Below are 16698 nucleotides of genomic sequence, written 5' to 3'. Positions count from 1 at the left end.
AGACAGAACGCGCCCAGTCAGTCCTGGACGGCACGACTTCGTCGCCTGCCCCGGCCCTGCCCTCGAAGAGAAGCACTGCAGCGCGTGCACCGCGAGGCGCCAGCAGCTCAACTCGATTCCTGCTCCTGCAGGAGACGCCACATGACCTTGCCGGAACCCGACTTCGGCAAGACGTCCACGAACTGCACGATGCGCGGCGCCTTGTAGGCCGCCATGTGCTCGTGCGCCCAGTCGATGATGTCCCTGTCCGTGGTCTTGCCCTTGGCCTCCGCACGCAGCACCACCACCGCCTTGACCGTCTCGCCACGGTACGCATCCTTGGCCGCGATGATGCAGGCCTCCTGCACCGCCGGGTGCCGGTACAGCAACATCTCGACCTCCGAAGGCCACACCTTGTAGCCGCTCGCGTTGATCATCCGCTTGAGCCGGTCCGTGATGAAGAAGTAGCCCTCCTCGTCCATGCGGCCAAGATCCCCCGTGCGGAAGAAGCGCTTGCCGTCGAGCTCGACAAAGGCCGCCTCCGTCGCCTCCGGCTGGCGCCAGTAGCCCTGGAACACCATCGGGCCATGCGTGATGATCTCGCCCACCTCGCCGACCGGCAGTTCCTCCAGCGTGGTCGGATCGACGATGCGCGCGTCCACACCGAAGATCGGGATGCCCAGGCACTGCAGCTTGGCGCGCTCGGGCGGGTTGCCGTGACTGGGCGCCGCGGTCTCCGTCAGGCCATAGCCCTCGGCGAAGGTCAGGCCGAACTCCTCCTGCAATCGCTCGGCCACCGCCTTGGGCATCGCCGCGCCGCCGCCGCTGAGATAACGCAGGCTGCGCAGGTCGAAGGACTTGTAGTTCGGGCTCGCGAAGAGGTCGATGATCATCGTCGGGATGCAGGTCCAGTGCGTGACCTGGTGGCGCGAGATCAGGCGCCCGCAGAGCTCGCGGTCCCAGCGCGGCATGATGACCAGCGTCATCCCGGTGAAGACCGGACCGAGCACGCCATACAAGGTGCCGGTGATGTGGAACATCGGCACCACCGCCAGGCCGACCGATTCGGCACTCGCGTAACCCCATTGGCAGCCACCGCAGCTGTTGGCCATCAAGGTCGCGTTGGTGTGCATGCAGCCCTTGGGCAGGCCGGTGGTGCCCGAGGTGTAGGGCAGCATCGCCAGGTCGTCGGGTCCGGCGGTATGCGGCCCCGGCACCAGGCCGGCGCCCAGCGCGTCGCGCCAGTCGGTCGCGCCGGGCGGCAGCTCGTGGACGGCGGTGAGCCAGGTCCGCATCGTCTCGGGCGCGTCGCAGGCCGGATCGGGCCCGGCGGGCGGGAGCATCTGCCAGTACTGGGTCACCAGCACGGCGCGCGGGCGCTGCGCCGGCGGCAGCTTCTCGGCGGCCTTGGCGACGATGCCCGACAGCTCGCCGCTGCAGATGACGACGCGTGTCTCCGGATCGGTCAGGTAATGGCCGAACTCGTCCTCGCGGTTCATCGGGTTGACCGGCACCACCACCGCATCGGCGCGGTTGATCGCGTAGAAGGCGACCAGGTACTGCGGGCAGTTCTGCATGAAGAGCGCGACGCGGTCGCCCTTGCCCACGCCCTGCGCCCGCAGCCAGCCGGCGAGCGCCTCGGCCTGCCGTCGCAGCTCGCGGTAGCTCAGCGTCGCGCCGAGGAACTGCGTGGCCGCCTTGTCCGGATACCGCGTCGCGGCGACCTCCAGGTTGAACCACAGCGAGGTCCGTGGAATCGCCAACCGCCGGGGCAGTCGCGCCGGCCAGTGGCTGTGCTGCACGCCGGCGTTCTCGGGACGGGGGGTGACCACGCGCGTCATCGGGGCTGTCTCCTGTCTGTGTTGTGGCGTCGATCTTCAATCCACCGCCTCGCCGACCTTGTCTCGACAGCGACATCGGGCCCGGCGGTCCACTGTGGCGGAAACCCGACTGGCCCCTGTTATCGGGGTGGTCCCGGACATGCTCCTCCCCGTGCCCCCGCGTAGCATGCGGGCTTTCACCAATGCCCGCGCGGCATCCGCCCCTCGGGGCGTCGATGCGCGGCCGGGTCGTGCCTGCTCCCGTTCATGCTGATCGCGCGACGTACCGCCCTTCAGGGCCTGCTGACCTGTGCCCTGGCCGTGGGCGCCGCGGCCGCGCCGTCCGTGCGGGCGGCGCCGGCCGAGCCGCCGCTGGCCGCGCCCACCGGACCGGTGGTGCTCACCGTCGGCGGGGCGCTGCGCAACGCCAATCGCGACGGCCGCGCCGCCTTCGACATGGCGATGCTCGAGAAGCTGCCCCAGGTCAGCTTCAGCACGCAGACGCCCTGGTACCCGCAGCCGCGCCGGTTCACCGGGCCGCTGCTGCGCGACGTGCTCGCCGCCGCCGGCGCGCAGGGACGCACGATCGAGGCCCGCGCGCTCAACGACTACCGCGTCCAGATCCCGCTGACCGACAGCCATCGCTACGATGTGATCGTCGCCCGGCTGCTCGACGACCGGCCGATGGCGGTGCGCGACAAGGGCCCGCTGTTCCTGATCTATCCCTTCGACCAGGCGCCGGAGCTGCGCAACAGCGTCTTCTACGGGCGCTCGGCCTGGCAGCTGACCCACCTGGAGCTGCGCTGACCATGCCGCGCGACGCCTCCCGCACCGTCGCGGCCCGGCAGCGCCGCTGGCGCATCGGCATCGCCGCGATGGGCCTGCTGCTGGTGCTGACGCTCGCCGGCGTGGGCTGGCTGCAGGCGCGGCAGTACGAGGCGCTCAACGGCACGCGGCGCTACCAGGACGATTACCTCGTCTGGAGCCTGTTCCAGTTCGAGACCGAATACCTGAAGCTGCGCCTGGCCCTGGAGCAGGCGGCCGGACCGAGCGTGGGCGTCGACCCCGACCAGGTGGCGCAGCGCTACGAGATCTTCGTCAGCCGGCTCAACCTCGTGGAGAGCGAGCATGCCGCGCTGGTACTGGCGCACCACCCCGACTACCAGCGCACGGTCGCGCGCGCGCAGGACTTCGTGCGCTGGGCCGATGCGCTGCCGCTCAACGGCGCCCTGATCCGCGAGCATCCGCAGCGCATCGCCGAGATCGTCGCCCGCCTGGAACCGCTGGCCGACCCGATCCGGGACCTGTCGCTGACCTCGACCCACCACGTCGCCCAGGACGTGACGCGCCGCAACGAGATCATCCGCAACCAGAGTCGCGTCAGCCTGGGGCTGACGGCGGCGCTGTCGGCGATGACGCTGCTGTTCGCGGCCGTGATCTACCGGCAGTTCCGCGGCCTGGAGCGTTATGGCGACAAGCAGAAGGCGCTGGCCGCGCGGCTCAACGAAGCGCAGCGCGAGGCCGACGCCGCCAACCGCGCCAAGACGGTCTTCCTCGCCAACATGAGCCACGAGCTGCGCACGCCGCTGCAGGGGCTGCTGGGCATGCTGGGCCTGATCAAGGAAGCGCCGCTGACGCCCGCGCAGCAGGACCAGCTCAAGGCCGCCAACGACTGCGCGCGCCACCTGCTGGCGGTGCTGGGCGACATCCTGGACGTGACGCGCATGGAGGCCGGCGGGCTGTCGATCGCGCCGGAGCCGCTGCAGCTCGGTGCGCTGGTCAGGGAACTGGAGGCGCTGAGCCGGCCGCAGGCGGCGGCCAAGCGGCTGGCGCTGCACTTCGGCATCGACGACGACGTGCCCGGCTGGGTGCTGGCCGATCCGACGCGGCTGCGCCAGATCCTGCTGAACCTGCTGAGCAACGCGCTCAAGTTCTGCGACCGCGGCCAGGTGGGCTGCCAGCTGAGACGCGGCGTCGGGCCGCTGGGCGAGGACCTGCTGATGTTCGAGGTCAGCGACACCGGCCCGGGCATCGACGCGCAGACGCAGGCCAGACTCTTCCAGCGCTTCAGCCAGGGCGACGCGAGCACCTCGCGGCGCCACGGCGGCGCGGGCCTGGGGCTGGAGATCTCGCGCCGGCTGGCCCGTGCGATGGGCGGCGACATCCATGTGCAGAGCGCGCCCGGCCAGGGCGCGCGCTTCACGCTGGCGCTGCCGCTGCGCGCCGGCGCCGACCTGCCGCCCGGCCGCATGGTGCCGGCCGAGGCGGCGACCGCCCCCTCGACGCCGCTCAAGGGGCCTTCGGCGACCTCGGCGGCCTTGACGACTTCGGCGGCCTCGGCGGCCTCGGCGGAGGATGCACCGGTCACCGGCCTGCGCGTCCTGGTCAGCGAGGACAACCCGACCAACCGCATCGTCATCGAGGCGATGCTCGAACGGCTGGGCCATCGGCCGACGCTGTGCGAGAACGGCCTGCAGGCGCTGCACGCGCTGCGGCAGCAGGCCTTCGACGTCGTGCTGATGGACTTGCACACGCCGCAGATGGACGGCTTCGAGGCCACGCGGCGGATGCGGGAGCTGCCGCCGCCGCGCGGGCGGCTGCCGATCATCGCGTTCTCGGCCGACGCGTTCGAGGAGTCTCGCCAGAAGGCCGATGACGCCGGCATCAGCGCCTTCCTGGCCAAGCCGGTGGAGCTCGAGACGCTGCGCGCCTGCCTGCAGTCGCTGGCGCCCTCGCCCGCCCGGCCGGAAGCGGCTTGAACCGGGCGGGCCGGCTGAGCCGGTTCGATCCCGCTCACCTCAAAGGCCATTAAAGTCCCTCTCCGCAACGGAGAGCCCCGTCCCATGTACCTGTCCCGCATCGCGCTGACCAATGTGCGCTCGATGGAGTCGCTGGCGATCGACTTCGGCATCAGCCCGGAGGCAGCCCCCGGCACGAACCGGCGCTGGACGCTGTTGCTCGGCGAGAACGGCTGCGGCAAGAGCACGGTGCTGCGCGCGATCGGCCTGCTGCTGGCGGGCAGCGACGCCCTGCCGGAGCTGCTCGGCGACGCCGATGCCTGGATCCGCAACGGCACGCGGCAATGCCGCATCGCCGGCACGCTGGTGACCGCCAAGGGCGAGCCGCGCGAGATCGCGCTGGAACTGCACCGCGGCGACGGCCTGCGCGACATCTTCGAGCGCAACGCGCGGACGCTGGATGCGCTGGATGCGGCGATCCGGCATGCCGACCGCAACTATTTCGTGCTGGGTTATGGCGTGTCGCGCCGGCCGCCCGAAGGCGGCAAGCGCCTGAGCGCGCCGCTGGACGACAGCGCACGCTCGCCGCGCGCGCGGGCGCTGGCCTCGATGTTCTCGCCCGACGCCTCGCTGGTCTCGCTGCAGCGCTGGGCGATGGACCTCGACTACCGGCGCGGCGCCGGCGCGCTGGCGCCGATCCGCGCGGCGCTCAACCAGCTGATGCGGGGCATGAACTTCTCGCGCATCGACAAGGCCTCCGGCCAGCTGATGTTCCACACCGTCGACGGCGAGGTGCCCCTGAGCCAGCTGTCCGACGGCTACCAGAACATGGCCGCCTGGTGCGGCGACCTGCTCTACCGCATCACCGAGGCCTTCCCCGATCGCAAGGACCCGCTCGCCACGCGCGGCGTGCTGCTGATCGACGAACTCGACCTGCATCTGCACCCGGTCTGGCGCCGGCAGCTGGTCGACTTCCTGTCGGCGCTGCTGCCGCATTTCCAGTTCATCGCGACGACGCATTCGGCGCTGACCGCGCAGCAGAGTGGCGAGGGCGAGCTCTTCGTCATCCGCCGCGAAGGGACCAAGCAGCGGCCGACGCTGGTGCCCTTCGTCGGCGAGCCGCGCCTGATGGGCGTGCACCAGCTGCTGATGAGCCCGATGTTCGGCCTGGCGTCGATGGATTCGGTGGTGGTCGAGCAGGCGCGCGACACGGCCCGCAAGCTGCAGGCGAAGTCGACGGCCAAGGGCAAGGCCCTGACCGCGCGCGAACGCACGCAATTGCAGCGCAGCACGGAGGTCCTGCGGGCCGCGCCGGAGTGGGACGCGGTGCCCGGTTACGCGCGCCAGCAGGCGGCGTTGCTGAAGGAACTCAAGGCAACCATCGCGAAGCAGGCGGCCCAGTCCGCGAAGCCCGCGGCGCCGGAGCCGGCCGCGAAGTCGCGGCCATCGACGGCGAAGGCGACAAAGGTCGCCAGGGCGACGCAGACGGCGAAAGCCTCGAAGGCCGCGGCGCCGGCGTCGAAGCCGTCGACCGCAGCGGCAAAGCCCGCGTCCACGCCGACGCTGTCGCCGGGCAAGCTCAAGGCCGCGGTGAAGCGCGTGGAGCGGTCCAAGTGATCCGCCTGCGGCGGCGACGCGATGCCGCGAGCCTGGGCGCCTTCACCGGCGCGAAGCTGCAGCAGCGGCTGCTCCGGCTCGAGGGCTATTTCTACGACGACGGCCGCAGGGTCGACTTCAAGCCCAAGTCACGCCAGATCTGGTCGGCCGCGAAGGCGACGCTGCGGCGCGAGACCGCTGGCAAATGCGCCTACTGCGAGGCCGACACGGCGGTCGTCGCGCACGGCGACGTCGAGCACTTCCGTCCCAAGGACCCGTACTGGTGGCTGGCGTATTGCGTCGACAACTACACCTTCAGCTGCCAGGTCTGCAACCAGGTCCACAAGGGCAACCGCTTCCCGGTCACCGGCGCGCGGCTGAAGCCGCCACGCATGCCGGCCACGCGCCCGGCCGATGCGGCGAAGGCAGCGGCGCTTGCCGAGCGCTTCTGCCCCGATCCCGCGTCCACGACAGACGCCGCGCTGAAGCGCTTCTTCGCCGGCGAGCATGCGCATCTGCCCGATCCTTACCTCGACGATCCGGAGCGGCTGTTCTCCTGGAACGCGATCGAGGCGACGCAAGAGGTATGGCTCATCGCCCGTGGCCGCTCCGCGAGGGCGAAGGCCGCGGTGAAGGCGGCCGAGGAAGTGCTGGGCCTCAATCGCAGCGAGCTGCTGCGCCTGCGCTACCAGCGCTACGAGTTCCTCTACACCGCAGCGCTGGCGTTCCAGGAAATGGATCACGACTCGCCAAGCGCGCCGAAGGTGCTCGCGCAGCTGCGCCGCCAGGCCGACGACAACCAGCCGTTCGCTGCGATGTCGCGGCACTTCCTTCGTAGCTGGGGGCTGCTGGAGACTTGACCGGCGCCCCCTGAAAGGGCGTTGCGCCGTCCCCCTTCGGGAGGCCGGCTTCCGACTCGCGGCTGCTGATCTTGCGGCGCAAACTTTGCAGGTCCCAGCAGATCCGTCGCGAGCCCTCTCATGCGCAGTTCATCATCGAGCAGGAAAAAGGGGCCAGGCCTTGCCCAGCTGCCGCCCATGGCCACCCCGCACAAGCACGCCCCTCATGTCGAGGTCATTGACCGCCATGGCGCCTCGGCCCAGCATTCGAACCTTCCAATCAAGGTGGCTGTACTGGAGACCAACGTGGACCGACTGCAGATCGAGATGAATGAACTCAAGACCGAGTTCAGGGAATTCCGGAAGGAGATGCGCGCCGAGATCATGGCCATCCGCACGCATGACTTTCGCCTTCTGTTCGGCGCCATCATCACGGTGGCCATCGGCGTGGCGGCGTTGATGGCGAAAGGATTCCACTGGATCTGAGCAAGCCCTCGAGACCCTGGGGCGGGCCGGCTCAGACCACCACCGGCTCCGGCTCCAGCCGGATGCCGAAGCGGCCGTAGACACTCTCCTGGATCGCCCGCGCCAGCGTGACGACCTCGGCGCCGCGGGCCTCGCCGCGATTCACCAGCACCAGCGCCTGCTTCTCGTAAACCGCCGCGCCGCCGACGCTCTTGCCCTTCCACCCACAGGCGTCGATCAGCCAGCCGGCGGCCAGCTTGAAGCTGCCGTCGGGCATCGGGTAATGCACGATGTGCGGGTCGCGCGTGATGATGTCGCGGCACTGCTCCGCGCTCACCACCGGGTTCTTGAAAAAACTGCCCGCATTGCCGATGCGCGCCGGATCCGGCAGCTTGGCGCGACGGATCTCGCAGATCCAGTCGAACACCTGCCGGGCATCGGGCGCGGCGATGCCGGTCTCGGCCATCTTGCGCTCGATGTCCAGGTAGCCCAGCTGCGGTTGCCACGGCTTGGGACAGCGCAGCCGCACCTTGGTGATCACGCTCTTGCCGGCCAGGCCACCGTAACCGGTCTGCTTGAACACGCTGTCCCGGTAGCCGAAGCGGCACACCTCGGCCGGCAGCGTGACCCGCCGGCCGGTGGTCAGGTCCACGACGTCCACGTTCTCGAGCCGATCCTTCAGCTCGACGCCATAGGCGCCGATGTTCTGGACCGGCGCGGCGCCGACGGTGCCGGGAATCAGCGCGAGGTTCTCCAGGCCCGGCACGCCCAGCGCCAGCGAGCCCGCGACCGCCTCATGCCAGGCCACGCCGGCGCCGGCCTCGACGATCCAGCAGTCGTCGCGTTCCTCGACGCGCAGGCCCGGGATCTCCATCTTCAGCACCACCGCGTCGACATCCCGCGTCAGCACCAGGTTCGAGCCACCGCCGAGCACGAACTTCGGCGCGCGGCCCAGTTCGGGGTGGTCGACGACGCGGCGCACATCCAGTTCCTCGCGGATGCGCACCAGCCGGCGCGCCGTCGCCGGCAGGCCGAAGGTGTTGTAGGGCTTGAGGTTGACGTCGGTCTCGATGACGACGCCCTCGCGTCGCTCGGTCGAGGGGGGGATGGCGGGAGACTGCATGGCTAGAATTCTCGCCCATATCCCCCGAAGGCCCGATCCGGGCCTTCGCTCCTTTGAAAGAGATGTACGCACATGCCCAGCTTTGACACCGTCCTCGAACCCGACATGGTGAAGGTCCGCAACAGCGTGGACGCCAGCGCCAAGGAGATCGCCACCCGCTTCGACTTCAAGGGCACCAGCGCCGCCATCGAGTGGAAGGACAAGGAGAAAGAAGTCCACGCCACCGGCGACGCCGAGTTCCAGCTCGAGCAGATCGAGGCGGTGCTGTATTCGAAGCTGACCAAGCAGGGCGTGGTGCTCGGTTTCGTCGACAAGCAGGACAAGATCGAGAAGCTCGGCGGCGACCGCGTCAAGCAGGTCTACAAGATCAAGAACGGTCTGGAAGCCGCCGAGGCCAAGAAGGTCGTGGCCGCGATCAAGGAGAGCAAGCTCAAGGTGCAGGCGCAGATCGAAGGCGACATCGTGCGCATCACCGGCAAGTCGCTCGACGACCTGCAGGCCGCGCAGGGCGCGCTGCGCAAGGCGCTGCCCGACCTGCCGCTGAGCTTCGACAACTACCGCAAATGAGCCGGGCCGGGTTCGACCCGGCCTGAGCCTCGCGCCGGAGCGCGACCAGGCACCCTGCCCGCTCCCGCGCACCGACGGCCCCAGGCCGCGGCCGCATGACCACACATCGGGGGGGACGAGATGAGCACTGTTGGCAGGTCTGGCAGGTCCGGCGGGTCCCGCTGGCGCGGCCCCGCGGCGGCGGCCTTGCTGGCGCTGTGCGCGGCATCGGCGCAGGCGGACAGCGTCAAGGCCGCGCGCTTCTACGAGGACGCGCTCAAGCGCTTCGAACGCCAGGACATCGACGGCGCCGTCATCCAGCTGAAGAACGCGCTGCAGCAGGACGCGCGCATGCTCAGCGTCCACGTGCTGCTGGGCAAGGCGCTGCTGATGCGCAGCGAGGCCGCGGCCGCCGAGGTCGAGTTCAGCGAGGCCCTCTCGCTGGGCATCAACCGCGCCGAGGTCGCCGTGCCGCTGGCCCAGGCGCTGGTCGCCCAGGGCAAGCAGCCCGAGGTCTTCAAGCTGCCGGCGCTGGTGCCCGAGGGCCTGCCCGATCCGGTCCGCAAGGCGCTGCTGCTGGTGCGCGCCGCGGCGGCCTCGGACCTCGGCGAGCCCTCGCGCGCGCAGGCGCAGATCGACCTGGCCCGCGCCATCCCACCCGACAACGCCGACACCTGGCTGGCCGAGGTGCCCCTGCGCCTGCGCGCGCGGCAGTTCGACCTGGCCAACGCCGCGGCGGAGCAGGCGCTGCGCCTGGCGCCGGCCAACGGCGAGGCGCTGTACCAGAAGGCCACCGTGCCCCACGTGCAGGGCCGGCTGGACGAGGCGCTCAAGGGGTACGAGCGCGCGATCGCCGCCGACCCCCGCCACCTGGAGGCGCAGCTGGCCCGCGCCGGCCTGCTGATCGACCTGGGCCGCGACGCGGACGCGCTGGCGCAGGCGCAGTCCGCGCTGAAGCTGGCGCCGAGCGAGCCGCGCGCGCTCTACCTGACCGCGGTGCTCGCGGAGCGCCGCGGCGACGCCGCCAGCGCCCGCAGCGCGCTCAAGGCCGTCACCGCGGAACTGGACCCGGTGCCCATCGAATTCATCCGCTACCGCCCGCAGGCGCTGATGCTCAACGGGCTCGCGCATTTCGGCCTGGGCGAGATGGAGAAGGCCAAGCCCTACCTGGAATACGCCCAGCGCCAGACGCCCAACAGCCCGCTGTCCAAGCTGCTGGCGCAGGTCTACGTGGCGGAGCCCAACCTGGACCGCGCCGCGGAGGTGCTGGACGCCTACCTGCGCGCCTATCCCGGCGACGGCCAGGCGCTGGTGATGATGGCCACGCTGCAGATGGCGCAGGGCCGGCATGCCCGTGCCACCGCGCTGATGCAGGAGGCGCTCAAGGCCAAGGACGCGCCGGAGTTCCGCACCGCGCTGGGCCTGTCGCTGCTGCGCGGCGGCCAGTCCGGCGACGCGATCGGGGAGCTCGAGAAAGCCTTCCAGCGCGATCCGCGCCAGACCTACGCCGGCATGGCGCTGGTGTCGCTGTACCTGCGCGCCGGGCAGACGGCCAAGGCCGTCGCGATCGCGGACCGGCTGGTCAAGCAGGAGGCCGCCAACCCGACCACCTGGGTGCAGCTCGGCGTGGCGCGCCGCTCGGCCGGCAACCTGCCGGGCGCGCGCGAGGCCTACCAGAAGGCCCTCCAGCTCGATCCGCAGCTGGCCGAGGCGCAACTGGGCCTGACGCGCATCGACATCGCCGAGCGCAAGTTCGACGCGGCCCAGGTGCGCCTGGCCGCGATGCTGAAGGCCGACGAGAAGAACGCCGACGCGCTCTACGAGATGGCGCTGCTCAGCGAGGCCCGGGGCCAGGCCGCCGAGGTGCAGCGCTGGCTGACCAAGGCGACCGACGTCAGCAGCTCGCGCAACACGCGGGCTGACCAGGCGCTGATCGCCTGGCTGCTCAAGCAGGACCAGGCCGGCGCCGCGCTCGAGGCCGCCAAGCGCCTGCTCGGCAAGGCGCCGGACGATCCGCAGACGCTGATCGCCTACGCGCAGGCGCAGCTCGCCAACCGCGACGCCAACGGCGCCCGCGCGACGCTGACCAGCGCGGCGCGGCGTTCCGGCTTCGGTGCCGATCCGCTGGCGCAGATCGCCGCGCTGCAACTGGATGCGCGCGATCCGGCGGGCGCCGCCTACAGCCTGGACAAGGCGCTGCAGACCGCGCCCCAGCATGTGGGCGCGCTGGCGCTGTCCTCGACGGTGGCCCTGCAGCAGGGCAACCCGACCCTGGCGGAGAAGCAGGCCCGGCAGGTGATCCAGCTGCGTCCGCAACTGGCGCTGGGCTACACGCTGCTGGCCGACGTCGCGCTGGCGCGGCGCCAGCCGGCCCAGGCGCTGGACGCGCTGCGCAAGGCCCACGAGCTGCAGCCCACCAGCGGCAGCCTGCTCGCCCTGATGCGGGCGCTGGGACGGCAGGACGGCAGCGGCAAGGCGGCGCAGGACCTGGCCGAGCGCTGGCTGAAGACCCACCCGTCCGACCTGGCGGCCTGGAAGGCGCTCGGCGACGCGCAGGCGCGCGCCGGGAGCTTCCCCGCCGCGCGCCGCAGCTACGAGACGGCGCTGAAGCTCCGGCCGAACGAGGTCGAGACGCTCAACAACCTGGCCAACGTGATGATCCGGCAAGGCGAGGCGGCCGCGGCCGCGGCGACGGCCGAGAAGGCGCTGGGGCTCGATCCCCGCAACGTGGCGGTCATCGACACCGCCGGCTGGGCCTACCACCTGGCCGGCAACGGCGACCGCGCGCTGCAACTGCTGCGCGACGCGCGCCTGCGCGAACCCGACAGTCCGGAGATCCGCTACCACCTGGCCGCCGCCCTGGCCAAGGCCGGCCGGAAGGCGGAGGCGAAGGAGGAACTCGATGTCGCGCTGCGCAGCACCGCGTTCGAAAGTCACAAGGAAGCGCTGGCCTTGAGCCAGACGCTGCGCTGAGCCGCCGGAGCCCCGCTGGTGAGGGGTGCCGGCGCTTGTCAGAAAAACTTACAGTCCCGCTTCAAGGACCGACATCTTCACGCTCAAGTGCTTGTGTCGTAAGGGAAACATCACCTTGGCCCGGAGCTTGCTCATAGCAGCTCGAACGAATCAGACGCTCCGACCGGGTCGGGGAGACCGAGGGGAAACCATGCGAAAAGTTCAACAACGCCTGATGGGGCTGGCCGCGGCGGCGCTGGCGTCACTGCTGCCGCTCAGCGCGCATGCGCTCTCCACCTGGACGGCCGGCAACTGCACGACCAACTGCAGCGAGACCGGCGATGCGGCGCCCAACGTCAGCTATTCGGCCTACTCGGCGTCGATCAACACCTCCGGCGGTGCGTACTCCAGCACCAACGGCTTCGCGCAGAGCACGCTGGCCTACTACAGCGGTAGCGGCTTCGGCGTCGTGGCCCCGAGCGGCGACAGCCAGTCGCCCAATCACTCGCTGGACAACTACGGCTACCAGGACCTGATCCTGCTGAAGTTCGATGCCGCGGTGAACCTGACCCAGGTGAAGCTGGGCTGGTGGCAGTACGACAGCGACATCACCGTGCTGGCCTACACCGGCCTGACGTCGGGCGTGAACGTCGGCAACACGATTACGGGCAAGACGGCGGCGACGCTGAAGTCGGCCAACGGCTGGTCGCTGGTCAACAGCTACGCGGACGTCGGCAAGGCCGCCAACACGACGGTCAACCTCAACACCAACGTCAGCTCGAGCTGGTGGATCATCACCGCCTACAACTCGCAGTTGGGCGGTGCCCCCACGGGCGCCGACGGCTCCACCAGCGGCCTGACGCGCGGCACCGGCACGAGCTACACCGGCTATGACTTCGTCAAGCTGTTCTCGGTCTCCGGCAACAAGTCCGGCGGCGGTGGCGGCACCGGCGGCAACGTGCCGGAGCCGGCCTCGCTGGCACTGGCCTCGGTCGCCCTGCTCGGCCTGGTCGGCCTGCGCCGCCGCAAGCAATCCCAACGCTGAGCCTCCCTGCTCCGCGAAAGGCGACCCGATGGGTCGCCTTTCTTTTTCCCGCAGAGAAACGAAAAACGCCCGATGCAAGCATCAGGCGTTTCATCTCCCCAGCACACCTCGGTCGCAAAACCGTGGCAGTACGACGGTGGTTGGGGACGGTGATGCGTGGGGTTCCGGCGCTTGCCGCCGGGGCCCCATGCATCGGCGGCCAACGCCCGGACCTCCGCAGCCCAGGCGCCTGCGCCCCGCGCAATCAGCCGCGCGACGCCCGCTTGCGATCGTTCTCCGACAGATGGCGCTTGCGCAGCCGCACCGACTTCGGCGTGATCTCGACCAGCTCGTCGTCCTCGATGAACTCAACGCCGTACTCGAGCGTCAGCTCGATCGGCGGCGTGATCTTGATCGCGTCTTCCTTGCCGCTGACGCGGAAGTTGGTCAGCTGCTTGGTGCGGGTCGCATTGACGACCAGGTCGTTGTCGCGGCTGTGGATGCCGACGATCATGCCTTCGTAGACCGGGTCGTTCGGCTTGACGAACATGCGGCCGCGATCGTCCAGCTTGCCCAGGGCGTAGGTGAAGATCTCGCCCGCGTCCATCGAGATCAGCACGCCGTTCTTGCGACCGGCGATCTCGCCCTTGTGCGGCTCGTAGCCGTCGAAGATGTTGGAGATCAGGCCCGAACCGCGGGTCAGGTTCAGGAACTCGTTCGAGAAACCGATCAGGCCGCGGGCCGGGATGCGGTACTCGAGGCGGACGCGGCCGCGGCCGTCCGGCTCCATGTTGACCAGCTCGCCCTTGCGCTCGCCCAGGGCCTGCATCACGCCGCCCTGGTGGGTTTCCTCGACGTCGGCGGTGACCAGCTCGATCGGCTCGCACTTCTCGCCGTTGATCTCCTGGAAGACCACGCGCGGCTTGGACACGGCCAGCTCGTAGCCTTCGCGACGCATGTTCTCCAGCAGGATGGTCAGGTGCAGTTCACCGCGGCCCGACACCTCGAAGATGCCGTCCTCGTCGGTTTCCTTCACGCGCAGCGCGACGTTGTGCTGCAGTTCCTTCTGCAGGCGGTCCCAGATCTGGCGGCTGGTGACGAACTTGCCTTCACGACCGGCCAGCGGCGAGGTGTTGACGCAGAAGTTCATCGTCAGCGTCGGCTCGTCGACCTTGAGCATCGGCAGCGGCGCCGGATTGGTCGGGCTGGTGACGGTCACGCCGATGCCGATTTCCTCGATGCCGTTGATCAGCACGATGTCGCCGGGGCCGGCTTCGGTGGCCTGCACGCGGTCCAGGCCCTGGAAGGTCAGCACCTGGTTGATGCGGCCCTTGGTGACCTTGCCGTCCGGGCCTTCCATCACGACCACGTCCATCGCCGGCCGGATCGTGCCCTGGCTGATGCGGCCCACGCCGATGCGGCCGACGAAGGTCGAGAAGTCCAGCGCCGAGATCTGCAGCTGCAGCGGCGCGGCCGGGTCGCCGCTCTGCGGCGGCACATGCTTGAGGATGGTGTCGAACAGCGCGGACATGTCCTCGCCCCACTTGCCGCCGGGCTCGCCCTCTTCCAGCGAGGACCAGCCGTTGATGCCCGAGGCGTACACGACTGGGAAGTCCAGCTGCTCGTCGGTGGCGCCGAGCTTGTCGAACAGGTCGAAGGCGGCGTTGATGACGGCGTCCGGCTTGGCGCCCGGCTTGTCGACCTTGTTGACGACGACGATGGGCTTGAGGCCCAGCGCCAGCGCCTTCTTGGTCACGAAGCGGGTCTGCGGCATCGGGCCTTCCTGGGCGTCGATCAGCAGCACCACGCCGTCGACCATCGACAGCGCGCGTTCCACTTCACCGCCGAAGTCCGCGTGCCCCGGGGTGTCCACGATGTTGATGTGAGTGCCCTTCCAGCTCACCGCGCAGTTCTTGGCCAGGATGGTGATGCCGCGCTCGCGTTCGATGGCGTTGTTGTCCATCACCGTGTCGACGACCTTCTCGTGCTCGGCGAAGGTGCCGCTCTGGCGAAGGAGCTGGTCCACCATGGTGGTCTTGCCATGGTCGACGTGGGCGATGATGGCGATGTTGCGGATTTGCTTGCTCATGGGGCGGCTTTCGCTTGGAGGGCTTTCTCGGATTTGGAGGAAGTCGGGAACTCGGGGATGTCTCGGGTCTTGTCGGGCAATGCCGGCTCAGGCGGCCTGCATCAGCATGGAAGCGATCTCGGTGGGGCTCAGCAGCCGGTCGGCGATCAGCTCGCCGCCAGCCACGTGGGCGCTGCCCAGGAAGGCGCGCGGCATCTGGCCGTACACCCGCACCTGCGGCAGGTCGCCGAGCGCCACCCGCCGGCGCATGCCGGACAGGAAGCGGCCGGCTTCGTCGTTGCTGAGCTCGACCTCGGGCCATTCGCCCAGCAGGCTGTCCGGGGCTGTCAACTGCGCGAGACGGCCGGCGTCGTCCATCGCCTCGAGCTGCTCCAGCGTCACCGCCTGGCTGATCGACACCGGACCGCTGGCGGTGCGGCGCAGGCCGGCCAGGTGGGCGCCACAGCCCAGCTTCGCGCCGATGTCCTCGCCCAGCGTGCGGATGTAGGTGCCCTTGGTGCAGCGCACGTCGATCACGAGCAGCAGCTCCTCAGGCTGCCAGTCGACGATGTCCAGCGCGTGAATCGTCACGTTGCGCGGCTGGCGCTCGACGGTCACGCCCTCGCGGGCCAGCTCGTACAGCGCGCGGCCCTGGTGCTTGAGCGCGGAATACATCGGCGGCAGCTGCGAGATCGCGCCCTTGAAGGCCTCGCAGGCGGCGCGGATCGCGTCCAGGTCCAGCGCCTTCGCGACGGCGTCGCGCTGCTCGAGGATCCCGCCCTCGCCATCGCCGGTGGTCGTGGTGATGCCCAGCCGCAGCGTCGCGCGGTAACCCTTGTCGGCCTCCAGCGAGACCTGGCTGAACTTGGTCGCCGCGCCGAAGGTCAGCGGCAGCAGCCCGGTCGCCAGCGGATCCAGCGTGCCGGTGTGGCCGGCCTTCTCGGCGCGCAGCAGGCGCTTGACCTTCTGCAATGCGTCATTGCTGGTCAGGCCGAGGGGCTTGTCCAGCATCAGCACGCCATGCACGGCGCGCTTCACGATCTTGGGGCGGGGGGCTACTGCGCTCATCACGGTGCGGCGCCCCTCGCGGGGCGTCGTCTGTCAGTCTCGGAGGACGCTCAGTCCTCGGTGGTCTCGTCGTCCTTGGCTCGGTCGGAATTCGCCTTGGCGATCAGGGCGCTCATCTCGGCGGCGCGTTCGGTCGTGCGGTCGAAGTGGAAATGCAGGCTCGGCACGGTATGGATCTGCAGGCGCTTGAACAGGCCGTTGCGGAGGAACCCCGCCGCCTCGTTCAAGGCCTCGCCGGTGGCCTTCTGGTCGCCGACCAGCAGCGAATAGAACACCTTGGCATGCGCGTAGTCGGGCGTGACCTCGACCGCGCTGATCGTCACCATGCCGATGCGCGGGTCCTTCAACTCGCGGATCAGCTCGGCCAGGTCGCGCTGGATCTGGTCCGCCACGCGCAGACCGCGGTTGGGGATCGATCGCTTGTGACGCATGGCTCTTTCCTCACTCTCTCAAACAACAAAGCCCGGCGGGGGTGACCCG

General features: G+C 69.8%; 13 protein-coding genes. 8 read left to right on the top strand and 5 right to left on the bottom strand.

Going from position 1 to position 16698, the window contains the following annotated elements; genetic code table 11:
* Positions 1-107: 107 nt before the first annotated feature.
* On the bottom strand, positions 108-1820 hold the full coding sequence (locus BM393_RS22125; protein ID WP_091733001.1) for a long-chain fatty acid--CoA ligase: 1713 nt from the start codon (positions 1818-1820) through the stop codon (positions 108-110).
* A gap of 246 nt (positions 1821-2066) precedes the next feature.
* On the opposite strand from BM393_RS22125, the gene BM393_RS22120 reads away from it, so the two are divergent.
* From BM393_RS22120 to BM393_RS22100, 5 genes are all read left to right on the top strand, one after another.
* Complete coding sequence (locus tag BM393_RS22120) at positions 2067-2606, top strand: hypothetical protein (protein WP_254783559.1); 540 nt, start codon at positions 2067-2069, stop codon at positions 2604-2606.
* Positions 2607-2608: 2 nt separating this feature from the next.
* Positions 2609-4558, top strand: a complete 1950-nt coding sequence (locus BM393_RS22115; RefSeq protein ID WP_091732996.1) for an ATP-binding protein — start codon at positions 2609-2611, stop codon at positions 4556-4558.
* An 84-nt stretch (positions 4559-4642) separates the two neighbouring features.
* Positions 4643-6154 carry an AAA family ATPase gene (locus BM393_RS22110; RefSeq protein ID WP_091732993.1) on the top strand — a complete coding sequence of 504 codons (1512 nt, stop codon included), beginning with the start codon at positions 4643-4645 and terminating at the stop codon, positions 6152-6154.
* Positions 6151-6993: a hypothetical protein gene (locus tag BM393_RS22105; RefSeq protein WP_091732990.1), complete on the top strand. Its 843-nt coding sequence runs from the start codon at positions 6151-6153 to the stop codon at positions 6991-6993. The genes BM393_RS22110 and BM393_RS22105 overlap by 4 nt, the downstream gene beginning before the upstream one ends.
* Before the next feature lie 177 nt (positions 6994-7170).
* Complete coding sequence (locus BM393_RS22100; RefSeq protein WP_091732986.1) at positions 7171-7458, top strand: hypothetical protein; 288 nt, start codon at positions 7171-7173, stop codon at positions 7456-7458.
* 31 nt (positions 7459-7489) lie between these two features.
* Here BM393_RS22100 and murB read toward each other — a convergent pair whose 3' ends face one another.
* On the bottom strand, positions 7490-8560 hold the full coding sequence (gene murB / locus BM393_RS22095; protein WP_091732981.1) for a UDP-N-acetylmuramate dehydrogenase: 1071 nt from the start codon (positions 8558-8560) through the stop codon (positions 7490-7492).
* Between the two features lie 72 nt (positions 8561-8632).
* On the opposite strand from murB, the gene BM393_RS22090 reads away from it, so the two are divergent.
* The 3 genes from BM393_RS22090 to xdp1 all read left to right on the top strand — a co-directional run bounded on the left by BM393_RS22090 (position 8633) and on the right by xdp1 (position 13103).
* Positions 8633-9127: a YajQ family cyclic di-GMP-binding protein gene (locus BM393_RS22090; RefSeq protein ID WP_091732977.1), complete on the top strand. Its 495-nt coding sequence runs from the start codon at positions 8633-8635 to the stop codon at positions 9125-9127.
* Positions 9128-9247: 120 nt separating this feature from the next.
* Complete coding sequence (gene prsT / locus BM393_RS22085) at positions 9248-12079, top strand: XrtA/PEP-CTERM system TPR-repeat protein PrsT (protein WP_091732973.1); 2832 nt, start codon at positions 9248-9250, stop codon at positions 12077-12079.
* Positions 12080-12269: 190 nt separating this feature from the next.
* A complete protein-coding gene (gene xdp1, locus BM393_RS22080) occupies positions 12270-13103 on the top strand; it encodes an exosortase-dependent surface protein XDP1 (protein ID WP_091732970.1) in 834 nt (277 codons plus the stop codon).
* A gap of 244 nt (positions 13104-13347) precedes the next feature.
* Here xdp1 and typA read toward each other — a convergent pair whose 3' ends face one another.
* From typA to rbfA, 3 genes are all read right to left on the bottom strand, one after another.
* Entirely contained in the window at positions 13348-15171 is a 1824-nt protein-coding gene (typA, locus tag BM393_RS22075; RefSeq protein ID WP_091732966.1) for a translational GTPase TypA, read from the bottom strand.
* An 87-nt stretch (positions 15172-15258) separates the two neighbouring features.
* Positions 15259-16218, bottom strand: coding sequence for a tRNA pseudouridine(55) synthase TruB (truB, locus tag BM393_RS22070; RefSeq protein WP_091732963.1), 960 nt, complete (start codon positions 16216-16218; stop codon positions 15259-15261).
* Positions 16219-16268: 50 nt separating this feature from the next.
* Entirely contained in the window at positions 16269-16649 is a 381-nt protein-coding gene (gene rbfA, locus BM393_RS22065; RefSeq protein WP_091732959.1) for a 30S ribosome-binding factor RbfA, read from the bottom strand.
* Between the last annotated feature and the right edge of the window lie 49 nt (positions 16650-16698).

It is taken from the genome of Mitsuaria sp. PDC51, assembly GCF_900113225.1.
GTDB lineage: Bacteria > Pseudomonadota > Gammaproteobacteria > Burkholderiales > Burkholderiaceae_C > Roseateles.
Note: the sequence above shows the minus strand (reverse complement) of the source record. Positions and strands in the feature narration are given on the sequence as shown.